The organism is Gammaproteobacteria bacterium, from assembly GCA_027296625.1.
Classification (GTDB): domain Bacteria; phylum Pseudomonadota; class Gammaproteobacteria; order JAKEHO01; family JAKEHO01; genus JAKEHO01.
This window is the reverse complement of the sequence record JAPUIX010000107.1, coordinates 55817-68736: the sequence shown is the minus strand read 5'-3', so window position 1 is coordinate 68736 and position 12920 is coordinate 55817. Positions and strand designations below refer to the sequence as shown.

The following is a 12920-nucleotide window of genomic DNA, read 5'->3' as shown; positions in this document are numbered from 1 at the left end:
GTGGTACCAAAATGTTGAACTACAGCATTATCGAAATCCGAAGAGTCAAGAAGACCCCGGACGGTATCCAGTTCCGCCGGTTCGGGATACCCCACTTCGATTAATGTGCCGCCAGTAAAGTCGATCCCGAAGTTCAGGCCGCGTATAGCAAGTGATGCTACTGACAATGCGATAAGAATGCCCGATAGCAAAAACGCAGACTTGCGCATGCTCATGAAGTTGATATGGCTTTCGGTTTTGAAAAATCGCATAGTAAAATCCGTCAACTAATGATCTATCATATCGCGAGTTTTTCGACCCGGCGTCCACCATAGATCAGATTGATCACGGCACGAGTCCCCATGATCGCAGTAAACATCGAACAGATAATTCCTAACGACAGCGTCACAGCAAATCCTTTGATGGGCCCAGTGCCAAATCCAAACAACACAACCGCGGCAATTAAGGTTGTGATATTAGCATCCGCGATCGTAGCAAAAGCCTTTTCATAGCCCGCATGAATACTTGCCTGCGGCGAGTTGCCGCTCCGCAGTTCCTCACGGATACGCTCAAAAATAAGCACGTTCGCATCAACCGCCATTCCCACGGTCAGCACGATACCTGCGATACCGGGTAGTGTCAGCGTCGCTTGTAACATAGACAACAAGGCGACGATAAGGACAAGGTTGAGTGTAAGCGCCAGATCAGCAACCAACCCAAATAACCGGTAATAGAACGCCATGAAGATCAGCACGAGCACGAACCCGATGATTACGGATTTGAATCCTTGCTCAATATTGTCTTGGCCTAGACTAGGTCCGACCGTGCGTTCTTCAATGATCTCCAGCGGCGCTGCGAGCGCCCCAGCTCGCAGTAGTAATGCCAGATCTCTAGCTTCCTCAGTACTATCAAGACCGGTGATCTGAAATCGCTTGCTGAGTTGCTCACGAATTGTGGCAACGTTGATCACCTCTTCAATAAGCTCCTTGACTTTTATTAGCTCATCGTCCCGCCGGACGGTCTCAGTCTTACGCTCGATAAAGACCACGGCCATCGGCTTGCCAACATTGTCGCGGGTCGCGCGCGAAAAGATACGCGCCCCTTTCCCATCCAAGGTGATAAACACTGCTGGACTGCCGCTTAACTGATCGATGCCAGAGGCCGCGTCAATAATGTATTCCCCGGTCAACATAACGCGCTTCTTTAACAATATTGGCTGCCCATCGCGGTCATAGTAGAGTTTTGCTGCCACCGGTACCCGCCCATCCACCGCCTCTTGGACGCTGTGCTCCGTATCCACCAACCGAAACTCCAGGGTCGCAGTCGCCCCTAGGATCTCTTTAGCGCGGGCGGTGTCCTGCACCCCAGGGAGTTGCACCACAACGCGGTCTTTACCTTGCTGCTGGACCACGGGCTCAGCCACGCCAAGCTCATTCACGCGATTTCTCAGCGTCGTAATGTTCTGCTGTAGAGCAAACTTTCGTGTATCGTTCTTAAACTGTTCAGTCAGTTGAACGCGAAGATCGAAGTTGCCTAGGCTGTCCGCCTCCGCCACTTCAAGGTCTTGAAAGGCATCATTGATGACGCGAGCTGCTTTAGTGCGCGTTTCCGCGTCTCGAAAACGGATCCGGATCCCTCCTGTATCCCCTCGTGTGATCGTCTTATACCGGATCTTACTTTCACGAAGCAGGGGACGGATATCGGAAATATAGCGCTCTTCAGCCTGGTGAACAGCGGCTTGCATATCCACTTCCATGAGAAAGTGCACCCCACCACGAAGATCGAGTCCAAGGTACATGGGTCTTGCACCAAGGGAGCTCAGCCAACCAGGCGTCACAGGTGCCAGGTTTAAGGCCACCACATAGCCGCCCATAGCTTGACTCACCACGTCGCGACCCTGCAGTTGGCTTTCTGTGTCTGGAAAGCGAATTAACAAACGGCGTAAATCGCGTTGGATCGAGAGCGGCTTGATCCCTGCCGTTTCGAGAGCAGCGCTAACCTGCGCTTGCAAGCCCTCATCGATCTGGCCGGCTCGGGCCGGCGAGATTTGCACCGCCGGATCTTCTCCATAAAGATTCGGCAGCGCGAAAACGACGCCAACCACAATCACGACGACGATCAGCAGATATTTCCATAGGGCATAGCGATTCATTGGGATAGCTTATTCCAGATGAAGCGCAGTTTCTTCGTTCTTTTCAGAGCGTTTTGATGGTCCCTTTAGGGACGGTGGCCGCAACACTTTGCTTCTGTATCTTAACCTCAATCCCTTTGGCCACTTCCAAGACAACAAAGTGATCCCCGACGTCGTTGATACACCCCAGCAGCCCGCCGTTAGTTACGACTTCGTCCCCTTTGTTGAGCGCCGCCACCATCTGCTTGTGTTCCTTGGCTCGCTTCATCTGCGGCCGAATCAACAAAAAGTAAAACACCACAAATAACAGGATAAGTGGAATAAACTCCACGAATCCCACACCACCCAGCGCTGGTCCTTCCTGTGCCCAGGCATCTGAAATCAAAAAGTCCATGACCTCATTACCCACATTTTCAAAGCGGATTATTATCGCATAGCTGCATCAGTTTGGGCGCGCTTCGCAAAAAATTCTGCCACAAAATCAGCCAATCTATGCTCCAAAATCGCATTACGCAAGTCACGCATGAGAGCGAAATAATAGTGCAGGTTGTGCAACGTATTGAGCCTTGCACCTAAGATCTCGCTGGCCCGATCCAGGTGATGCAAATAGGCGCGACTGTAGTTCCGACACACGTAACACGGACACGACTCATCTAGAGGGGCCGGGTCCGTCCTGTAGCATGCGTTGCGGATGCGCGTAACACCGGTCGAGGTAAACAGTTGTCCGTTGCGAGCGTTACGCGTAGGCAAAACACAGTCGAACATATCAACGCCCCGCTGCACCGCTTCCACTAAGTCTTCCGGGGTCCCAACGCCCATCAAATAGCGTGGCTTCTCCGTCGGCATTTTTGGCGCCGTATGGGTGAGAATATCCAGCATCTCTGTCCTGCCCTCACCGACAGACAAACCACCGATCGCATAGCCATCGAAATCTAATTCAAGGAGGCCAGCCAGTGATGCATCACGGAGCTGTTTGAACGTTCCGCCTTGAATGATCCCAAACAGAGCTGCAGGGTTGTCGTCGTACGCAGCCCGGCATTGTGCCGCCCAGCGCAACGAAAGTTCCATCGAGGCGCGAGCTTCACTTTCAGTAACAGGATACGATGTGCACTCATCAAAAACCATGGCGATGTCAGCACCCAGCTTCCTTTGAACTGCCATGGATTCCTCAGGTCCAAAAAACACCTTATCGCCATCGATGGGTGAGCGCAGGGTCACACCCGCATCGGTGATCTCACATCTCGCAGCTAAACTAAACACCTGAAAGCCCCCTGAATCAGTGAGTATTGGCCCTTCCCAGTGCATGAATCCATGCAGGCTTCCATGCGCCATAATGACCTCAGGTCCCGGGCGCAGCATTAAATGAAGCGCATTGCTGAGGATCAAGTCTGCACCTAAATCGCGTAACTCTTCCGGTGTGATGGCCTTAACCGTGCCGTGCGTACCAACCGGCATAAAGACAGGCGTCTCCACTGTACCTCGCGGAAGGCTCATGCGGCCGCGGCGGGCACCGCCATCAGTGGCAAGCACTTCAAACTGCATCACAGTCCGTACGTGCCAACAGGCCGACGACTATCATCGTACATTAGAGATCAATGAAGTTATGAACATCGCATCGCCGTAACTGTAAAAGCGATATTGCTTCTCAATCGCGTGACGGTAGGCCTTTAAGATAGCATCGCGTCCTGCGAACGCGCATACCAGCATCAAAAGGCTTGATTCCGACAAGTGAAAATTCGTGATCATGGCATCTACGCTAATAAACTTATATCCAGGATAGATAAAGATGCTTGTTTCGCCTTCATAGGGCTGAAGCTTCCCCTCAGCTGATGCAGTTTCTAACGCTCGGACTGATGTGCTCCCAACCGCAATAATTCGCCCACCGCGCTGGCGGGCGGCATCCACGCGTTCGCACATGGATTCAGGCACGTTAACGTACTCACTATGCAGTTTGTAGTTTGCAAGGTTAACGACGCGCACCGGCTGGAAGGTACCTGCCCCCACATGCAAGGTGAGATAACCCATCCCAACGCCCATCTCCTGGAGAGACGCCATGAGGGCTTCATCGAAGTGGAGCCCCGCAGTCGGCGCTGCAACTGCACCAACGCGGCGCGCATAAATCGTCTGGTAGCGCTCTGCATCCACAGGCTCATCTGGACGGTTGATATAAGGTGGCAAAGGAATATGCCCAATGGCATCAAGAATCTGGAGAACCGAACGGGCATCATTAAATTGCAATTCAAAAAACTCATCATGCCGTTCTATCACCTCAGCTTTAACATCCTCTCCTAGGTAGATCGTCGAGCCTCGCCTCGGTGACTTGCTAGCCCGTATTTGGGCCAAGACTCGCCGTGCGTCCAGAATACGTTCCACCAGGACCTCAAGCCCCCCACCCGTCGACTTATGACCGAACAACCGTGCTGGAATGACTCGTGTATCATTAAAAACGAGCAAATCATTTGGCCTTACCAATTCGAGTAACTGAGGAAAACGGAGATCCCGTAATCTGCCTGTCGCCCCATCGAGGTACAGTAAGCAACTATCGCGCCGGTTTGCGGTCGGATATTGCGCGATCAGGTGTTGAGGAAGCGCGTAATAAAACTCTGAGCGGCGCATGGCGGGCGATATTAACAAAGAACTCAGCCGAATCCACAAGACGCGGATAAAGCGTGCCAATCGCCACGTCCGCTCGTCAACCTCTACGGCGCAGTAAGCCTTTAGTTTTACGAGCGACCGTGATTCCCTATACTTACCGCTTCATCAGACACACCGCATCGTGCCGAGATGGCGGAACTGGTAGACGCGCCAGACTCAAAATCTGGTGGGGGTAACCCCGTGAGAGTTCGAGTCTCTCTCTCGGCACCATCGCTAACCGCATGGACCCTAGCCAATACATGGGGCCCACTCCTTGAGAGGGTCAACATTGCAGCAGGCGAGCGATCCTAATCGTCTCATCTAATTCTTGAGACTTCGGCCTGTCCTCCCTGTTGCAGGTGAAAAAGCCGTAATTCGATTCCTCCCGCTCCCCTTGGCTTCGTACAGAGCCTGATCAGCGTTCCCCAACAGCGCTTTTTTAATATCCGGGATCGCGGTACCCTCAACTTTCTGCGCACTCGCTGGATCAGAGTCCGGATCATAAGTCGCAACACCAATGCTCACTGTTATAGGTGACCCTTCTGGCGTCCGTAACCTTGTCTCAATCCGTTTCCGGAACTGTTCTGCCCAGATGCATGCCGCTTCAATATTGGTGTTTGGAAGTACGGCGATAAACTCTTCTCCTCCGTAGCGCGCCACTAAGTCGCTCCTTCGATGCGAGTCGTCAAGAAGTTCCGCAAATTCTCTCAATACTTGATCCCCTGAATCATGTCCGAATCGGTCGTTGACAGACTTGAAATAATCAATATCAATAATCGCCAAAGCGAGCGGCTGCCCATGACGGATCGCACCACTGATTTCTCGATTTAAAAATTGTATAAAGATACGCCGACTATACAGACCAGTCAGCGGATCTTGGAAAGCGATATTTGCCAACTCAGTTTGGAGTGGTTGTCCAACATTAACAACCTGCCGAATAATATCCCACGCCAACATGTACAGGACCTTTATATGTTTTTGCGAGGACCGCTTGTTCGCTTCGTCAAGATGGATCTGATTGTAGATGGTCGAAAGAATAAGCCAAATCAATTCAGCAATATGTCCATCGATTACCGTCACATCGTTAAGCGCCTGGCTCAAAATATGGCGTTGGGTGAGGGACTTATGCGTAACATTAATCAACCAGTGCATAGGCTGCTCGCGCAACATCACTTCAAGATCTAAATATGTAGGGATGGATAACTGTTTTGCTTCAGTGAAACCGGGCGCAGCAGGGTTAACATCGCAAATCCCAACGACCACGACTTCGGGGATATCTTTTAGGACCCGCAGCAATCCGTATCCTCCCCTGCCGGCGCCAATGATCCCAACCTTAACCGCGTCTTGAGTAATCGACTTCCGACTCATCTTGTACGGATTTCTCTTCATCACACTCCAGATATATCATCCAACGTATGTAGCCAAAACGATTCAAGCTGGCAGTTGCCGGGTACCTTCCTTAGATTATATTTTTATAGATACCAGCCTCGATTAGTTCCAAGGTCTCGCGACTCCAAGAAGCTAAAGTTAAGTATTAGACAGGATAGATCAGTTTTCAATGCAGTCTGAGATCCGAAACTGCTCATAATGTCTCCCTGATGGAAAATTATAAAGTTGTCTCCGTACGATGCGAGATAGCACATCTTACGTCGACCATCCATTTCACCGATCTCACATGAGCTTAAAGAGCCCTGCTTGTGCGCCACGGTTATAGCAACGCACTGGTTTAGCGACTATGCTTAAACAGATATCTTCACTTGATCTTGGGGGGCTAAACCGTGTTCTTACAAACTTGGATATATATCTCTGCGCTGGTGGCCGCAAGTTACTTAATTAAACTGTGGGTTCATTCAACGGGTGCAAAGTCAGCCGCGAAAAGTAGCAGTCTGATCCAGTGGCTTTGGAAGGTTCCGGCCTATCTCGTGATATTACTAGGCGTCTATAGCAGCTTGGCCTTATTGCTGGACATGGCGAGACTAGGAACGTGGTATTTGTTCCCCCTCGTATTCGTCTACGTGGGCATGTGTTTTGCTATGATTCTCGTATATATGGTCGGTACTGATCTGTTCCCTGCACGGTTCATCTCAGGGCACATTCGTATTGATCTCGGTCCACGCCTTCAATTTGTATGGGGCGAAAAAGATCAACGTACTCGCCATGAACAGTAGCAATAAATACAAGCACAGTTTCAGAAGTAGGTTGGTGTAGCGGATCTACGGTACTCCGCGCACCTTCACCTGTCGGGAAAAGGTATGTTTGACGACACTGGACGTCACTGTAACGATTCTAATCTGAGTTATTTTCATATTTCGCCAAGATTCCTTTAGAGAGCTTCCTAGCCTCGCGACGCTGCGACGCAGTCATTTTCTTTCCCAGCGCGTCGCGATTCCTTTTCGCGATGGCATGCCCATGTTTCGCAGCCACATTGAACCACGCATAGGCTTGTATATAGTCCTGATCAACACCTTGGCCGTTGACGTACAACAGAGCAAGGCTATTCTGGGCTTTGCTGTACCCTTGACGGGCGGCTCTTAAATACCACCTTATTGCCTCCTGATAGTCCTTCGGAACACCGTGACCTTTTGCGTGCATGAGGCCAAGGTTGTTCTGAGCTGCACTATAACCTTGCCGGGCAGACTTCAGATACCAGCTTAGAGTCTCACCGTAGTCCTGGCTGACCCCCTGGCCTTTTGCATACATTAGGCCAAGCGCATACTGAGCCTTTGGATCACCGGCTTCAGCTAACCCTCTGAATTCCGCCAAGGCGACGTCATAGTTACCAGCCCTATAGGCGTTCAGGCCAGCATCATAGTCGGCCGTGGCGCTATTTGCTGCTGCGATAAGCAACAATATCAAAAGGTACGCATTCTTCCTCATCATTGGCCAAGCGTTAGGAACGAGAAAATATTAAGAACGCAATAGACCGCGATCGTGTTCACGGAATGTGATGAACACGCATTGTGCCTTTGTCCCTTTGTGCCACGGCCCACAAGAGCGATCGCGCAAAGCACCGTTAGATCTGCTGCCGGCTAATCCACCTTTTCACCGGTGGCGATTGGTATGACATGAATTTGGTAAGAAGCTCCGTCGCTGTTTCCCCAACGAGCAACATTGACCGATGCTCCTCGTTAAGAAAACCTTGCGTGACAACATGGTCAAGAAATTGGATCAGGCCCTCGTAGAAGTTACAAGTATTAAGCACACCGCAAGGTTTCCTATGAAAACCGAGCTGCGCCCAGGTTAGGATTTCAAAAAATTCTTCGAGCGTCCCGATCCCACCAGGGAGAACGACGAAGCCATCGGCCAGTTCTGACATCTGCGCCTTACGATCATGCATGGAAGCCACCACCCGCAGATCGTGAATCCCTATTTGGCTGCCCTCCTTCTCTATCAGTGCCTCCGGGATAATGCCTATCACGTCACCTCCTTCCGCAAGGACGGCAGTGGCTAACTCGCCCATGAGGCCGACACTCCCACCACCGTAAACGAGCGTGAGTTCCCGGCGCGCAAGCTCACGGCCGAGATCCCGCGCCGCATCAACGTACGCAGCTCGGATGCCGGGATTTGAGCCCAGGAAAACACAGATTCGTTTCATCGTTGTGTCATATCCTGTGTCACTTACCGAGACCATTGAGTGCCTTCTGCACGAGAGCCATTCGAACTGCCGATACAAATGCGTGAAACAAAAAAGCTCCCCTTACTGCAAGGGCTTAAGATCACCCAGCATAGTCGGAATCAGTTCCGTCACGGTGGGATGGATGTGCATCGCACGTTGAATTACTGTATAAGGCGCGTCGGCGTACATCACATCCAGCACGGAATGGATGATCTCGTCACCGCCGATGCCTAGAATCGCTGCTCCAAGGATTCTCTCAGTCTCCGCATCGATCAATATCTTCATAAATCCCTGGGTTTCACTGCGCTCTTTAGCGCGACCGACGCGGTTCATCATCATCTTGCCAATAACCGCCTTGCGTCCCGATACTCGTACTTCACGTTCTGTCATGCCGGCGCGCCCAAGGGGCGGGTCGATGTAGAGCGCGTAGGCGGTAATGCGGTCGCTCACCCGTCGGTGATCATTATCGAAGAGATTGGCAGCGAGAGTTTCGTAGTCATTGTACGAAGTATGGGTAAACGCGCCGCGACCGTTTGCATCACCCGTTACCCAAACAGCAGGTATGTTAGTCTTTAGATAGTCATCCACCACGATAAACCCCCGTTCGTCTGTCTCAATACCCGCCTCCTTAAGACCCAAGTCATCGGTATTGGGGCGGCGACCGACCGCTAGCAGGAGGTGGGATCCGACGATTGCTTCTGAGCGCCCTTCTCTAGAGAGCCCAACTGCCACCCCATCGCCGCGTTTTTCTACCCTGATACAGTCCGCATTAAGGCGGATATCGATGCCTTCGTGTTCTAGGATCTCCTTAACCGCTTCGGATATGTCCTCGTCGTCACGTGCAATCAGATGCTCTCTCTTTTCCACGACCGTAACCCGACTGCCGAAGCGGCGATACATTTGGGCAAACTCCAACCCAATATAACTCCCGCCAATAACGAGCAAATGCTCCGGTATAAAATCGACTTCCATCATGCTCGAGTTGGTCAGATAATCAATTTCATTCAGTCCCGGCATGTCTGGAATAAAAGCCCTTGCCCCAACGTTGATGAATATCCATTCAGCCTCGAGCAATTGTCCATTGACCCGGACCGTGTTGGGACTTTCAAATCGTGCATGACCCTCGTACACCGTGAGGTTAGTCATGGTCTTCAGCCACGTTGCGACGCCCTCATTGGACTCCCGTACCACCCCATCCTTGCGCGTCTTGACTCGTTTCATGTCAACTTCGATTGCCCCGTTGATTATGACGCCAAAATCCGCGCCACGGCGCGCGACATAAGCGGCACGGGCACTTGCTACCAAGGTCTTGGTGGGGATACAACCGACATTTACGCAGGTACCACCGAAAAGCTTGCGTTCAATGATAGCCGCCTTCAGCCCCTCCTGTGTTAATCTGGCGGCCAGCGACGGCCCAGACTGACCGGCACCGATGATAATCGCATCGTATCTTTCTGCCATGGCCCCTCCTGAGGATGGCGTGCTTTTTATACCTACAGACTAGATCGTGCGCACCCTGTTTTTCAAACACCGGCTAGGCACCGTGAATGACAAGAAACGCCGGGCTCTCCAAATCGGCGTCGGTGGCTCGTCTTGCTCATCGGTTGAAAATCTCCTAGTCTCGTTAAAAGTGCAGCAAAATACATCATGCGTTCCCCTCATTCGCTAATGCGATCTGTCACACACCAAGGCCCCACCGTACATTCCCTTCAGTGCATGGAGGTCTGGGGCGGCAACCAACGGATCAATAACGCCTTTTCGGTACCGGGGATCGATGCCTGGATCTTCGCGGAGCCGTTTGAGGGGAACCTCGAAGGCGGCGATCTCCATTACATATCCATGTGCGGGGCGGGTAAGATCTCCCGTTTTGCTGTCGCCGACATCGCTGGTCACGGCGCGGGCGTTGGGGCGCTTGCTTTGCGACTTCGCAAACTCATGCGAAAGCACATCAATACGCTCGACCAAACCCGATTTGCTCAAGCGCTTAATCAAGAGTTTTCCAAGCTCAGCAAAGCCGGCGCTTTTGCCACGGTCCTACTAACCACGTATTTTGCCCCCACCGATCACCTCATTATCTGCAATGCCGGCCATCCACGGCCGCTATGGTACCGCGCCCGTTCCCAAAGTTGGGAGCTGTTGGACCACGCTGTGCTACAAGAGCCCGAAACCACGGTCAACCTGCCACTGGGTGTGATTGAGCCCACCGATTATGTGCAATTTGCGGTGAAATTGGATAAGGGTGATCTCGTGCTGATATACACCGATGCGCTAACGGATGCGACCAATCTGAATGGCCAGCCGCTCGGCGAACAGGGATTACTCGCGTTGGTTAGCGAATTGAATGTGGCCGAGCCGGATAAGATCAGCCACATGGTACTTGAGAGTGTGACAGCTTACCGGTCTGGGCGCCCGGCAGAGGACGATCAAACGCTCTTGGTGTTACATCACAACGCAGCTGATCCACCCCGCCAATCATTACGCGAGAAGGTGCGGGTCATGGCAGCGATGTTAGGGGTCATTCGTAACTGAGACAATCGCCCTCGGAAAAGCCAGGCAGACAAAAGATGGTCCAACTACCTTCTGCCCCAACAAACACTGTGAACCGATCGCAAATGCGTCATCTGCTGAGAATTGAATTTACGAAATTGAACTAGACCTTGCTCTCGGCAAGTAATGCGCCGCCCAATTCTGTTACCAAGGCATGCACATCAGCAGCAGCACCGTCCAGTGTGCCTACATCTATACCGCGTAACACGATACTGACTCCGAAGCGTTGCCTACGGAAAAACGGATAGCTCCCGACGATTACATCCGGATAATGTGCCTGAATCACCTTTAGACCATTTACAATCTGCCCTTCTGAAAGATTCGTCGACACTGTGCGCGAGAGAATGGGCGCACCCCCGGTAAGTCGGTGAGTAATTCCTTCAAACATGACACGCATGATCGCGGGCACGCCAGCGAGCACCCATACGTTCTCGATCTCGAAACCTGGTGCCGCGCTCACCGGATTGTCAATTAATCGAGCACCCTTTGGAACATTCGCCATTCTGAGCCTCTCTTCGTTCAGATCATCCGGCCCGTAATACGTCTTCAATCGCGCAACCGCTTCTGCATCCCGCTTAATCGGTGTACCAAATGCTTTTGCAATCGATTGAGAGGTTATGTCATCGTGCGTCGGACCAATGCCACCCGTCGTAAACACATAATCGTAGATCCGGCGGCATTGATTCACCGTATTAATAATGGCATCTTCGGTGTCAGGTATCACCCGCGCCTCATCCAGATGGATACCAAGCTCCCCGAGTCGCTGGCCAAGATACGCCAGGTTGGCGTCGCTTGTCCTACCCGACAGGATCTCATTACCGATGATAATCACGCACGCGGTAACTCTCTTATGAAGCGTTTCCATCAGTTGCGAAGGACGAATATTTGGGTGTCGCCATGATAGACGATAGGTCGAGAAACGTGTAACGGCACCGGATGGCTTTACCCGGATCACGCCGGTTAACCACCTCAGCAAATTGAATCAAGACGAAACAGGAGATGACACCTGTCACCGGGTGATGAGGTTCAGATACTCTCGCCCCTATTACTACTGATTATTCGCGGCGTAAACGTTGGCCTCTTATAGAGGCTTCGAGATAACGTTCTGATCATTGTGTCACTCCAAGGGCGAGGATCGATCAGTTCTTCAACCTCTCCCCTGCCGCCACAATAGGCACATTCCTCAAGTGCATCAATTGAGACGACCACCTGCCGAACATCTCCCCGCGTGCCACGGCCACCGCACCTTGTACATATCTTTGTCGTCATTCCAGCACCATGTCCATTAGCGAATTGCAAATCAGCCAAGCATTCGCTGTATCAAAACGCCATTTCCATAAGACCTCGGCGTCGTGCCAAAGTTTAATAAAACCAAAACAGATTATTGGCAAAACACAACGGCACAAATTGGCTGTGATATATCGACTACACCTACGTAGTGGACAGTCGCGTCTACTCGTTGGTTTTGAGAAAGGTTGAACGTAACGGATGTTCAATGCGCAATTTTGATGCAACAGGTATCGAATGCCTCGGACGCCCACTCGTGATCATTCGCTCCAGCAATTCAAAGACCCAAAGACCACTCGATACAGCGACAGCGATTTAGGCCACTTGGACAGGGATATCTTGGCGAGTTTCAGTGGGCTGATTTCGCTCGTCCAGATAGACCAGCTTGGGGTTAAAGTTGGGCGCCTCACTCTGCTCAATGGTTACATAGGCACAGATGATCACGCGATCGCCAGGGTTCGCTTTATGTGCGGCCGCCCCATTCACAGATACGATACCAGAGCCCTCTTCGGCGCGAATGGCATAGGTGGTAAAGCGTTCGCCATTATTGATATTGTAGACCTGGATTTGCTCATACTGATGAATGCCCGCAAGATCCAGCACCCTGCCGTCGATTGCACAAGATCCTTCATACTCCCGCTCTGCGTGCGTTACGCAAGCCCGATGAACTTTTGATTTAAGGAGCGTGATTTTCATGCGGTTACACCAGATCTCGGCAGGGATTCA

The 12920-nt window shown here is 51.7% G+C and carries 13 protein-coding genes and 1 tRNA gene; 3 read left to right on the top strand and 11 right to left on the bottom strand.

Going from position 1 to position 12920, the window contains the following annotated elements; genetic code table 11:
* The 5 genes from O6944_06010 to queA form a co-directional block, all read right to left on the bottom strand.
* Window positions 1-251, bottom strand: a 251-nt coding sequence (locus O6944_06010) for a protein translocase subunit SecF (GenBank protein MCZ6718688.1), incomplete at its 3' end; no start/stop codon positions are given.
* A gap of 26 nt (window positions 252-277) precedes the next feature.
* Window positions 278-2131: a protein translocase subunit SecD gene (gene secD / locus O6944_06005; GenBank protein ID MCZ6718687.1), complete on the bottom strand. Its 1854-nt coding sequence runs from the start codon at window positions 2129-2131 to the stop codon at window positions 278-280.
* A 43-nt stretch (window positions 2132-2174) separates the two neighbouring features.
* Complete coding sequence (gene yajC / locus O6944_06000; protein ID MCZ6718686.1) at window positions 2175-2504, bottom strand: preprotein translocase subunit YajC; 330 nt, start codon at window positions 2502-2504, stop codon at window positions 2175-2177.
* Window positions 2505-2536: 32 nt separating this feature from the next.
* Window positions 2537-3652 (bottom strand): tRNA guanosine(34) transglycosylase Tgt, encoded by a 1116-nt coding sequence (tgt, locus tag O6944_05995; GenBank protein MCZ6718685.1) that lies wholly within the window; start codon window positions 3650-3652, stop codon window positions 2537-2539.
* A gap of 33 nt (window positions 3653-3685) precedes the next feature.
* Window positions 3686-4726 (bottom strand): tRNA preQ1(34) S-adenosylmethionine ribosyltransferase-isomerase QueA, encoded by a 1041-nt coding sequence (queA, locus tag O6944_05990; protein MCZ6718684.1) that lies wholly within the window; start codon window positions 4724-4726, stop codon window positions 3686-3688.
* 162 nt (window positions 4727-4888) lie between these two features.
* Here queA and O6944_05985 point away from each other — a divergent pair.
* A tRNA-Leu gene (locus O6944_05985) sits at window positions 4889-4975 on the top strand.
* Between the two features lie 90 nt (window positions 4976-5065).
* Here the strand turns inward: O6944_05985 and O6944_05980 are convergent.
* Entirely contained in the window at window positions 5066-6133 is a 1068-nt protein-coding gene (locus O6944_05980; protein ID MCZ6718683.1) for a diguanylate cyclase, read from the bottom strand.
* A gap of 389 nt (window positions 6134-6522) precedes the next feature.
* On the opposite strand from O6944_05980, the gene O6944_05975 reads away from it, so the two are divergent.
* The gene (locus tag O6944_05975) at window positions 6523-6912 is read left to right on the top strand and encodes a hypothetical protein (GenBank protein MCZ6718682.1); all 390 of its coding nucleotides are present in this window, start codon (window positions 6523-6525) and stop codon (window positions 6910-6912) included.
* Between the two features lie 118 nt (window positions 6913-7030).
* On the opposite strand, the gene O6944_05970 is transcribed toward O6944_05975, so the two are convergent.
* The 3 genes from O6944_05970 to O6944_05960 form a co-directional block, all read right to left on the bottom strand.
* A complete protein-coding gene (locus tag O6944_05970; protein MCZ6718681.1) occupies window positions 7031-7624 on the bottom strand; it encodes a tetratricopeptide repeat protein in 594 nt (197 codons plus the stop codon).
* A 133-nt stretch (window positions 7625-7757) separates the two neighbouring features.
* Window positions 7758-8339 carry a TIGR00730 family Rossman fold protein gene (locus O6944_05965; protein MCZ6718680.1) on the bottom strand — a complete coding sequence of 194 codons (582 nt, stop codon included), beginning with the start codon at window positions 8337-8339 and terminating at the stop codon, window positions 7758-7760.
* A 102-nt stretch (window positions 8340-8441) separates the two neighbouring features.
* Window positions 8442-9821, bottom strand: a complete 1380-nt coding sequence (locus O6944_05960) for an FAD-containing oxidoreductase (protein ID MCZ6718679.1) — start codon at window positions 9819-9821, stop codon at window positions 8442-8444.
* 207 nt (window positions 9822-10028) lie between these two features.
* Between O6944_05960 and O6944_05955 the strand changes: the two genes are divergently transcribed.
* The gene (locus tag O6944_05955; protein MCZ6718678.1) at window positions 10029-10889 is read left to right on the top strand and encodes a PP2C family protein-serine/threonine phosphatase; all 861 of its coding nucleotides are present in this window, start codon (window positions 10029-10031) and stop codon (window positions 10887-10889) included.
* A gap of 121 nt (window positions 10890-11010) precedes the next feature.
* Here the strand turns inward: O6944_05955 and O6944_05950 are convergent, their stop codons facing one another.
* Both O6944_05950 and O6944_05945 read right to left on the bottom strand, forming a co-directional pair.
* Window positions 11011-11772, bottom strand: a complete 762-nt coding sequence (locus O6944_05950) for a molybdopterin-binding protein (GenBank protein MCZ6718677.1) — start codon at window positions 11770-11772, stop codon at window positions 11011-11013.
* A gap of 737 nt (window positions 11773-12509) precedes the next feature.
* The gene (locus tag O6944_05945; GenBank protein MCZ6718676.1) at window positions 12510-12890 is read right to left on the bottom strand and encodes an aspartate 1-decarboxylase; all 381 of its coding nucleotides are present in this window, start codon (window positions 12888-12890) and stop codon (window positions 12510-12512) included.
* Between the last annotated feature and the right edge of the window lie 30 nt (window positions 12891-12920).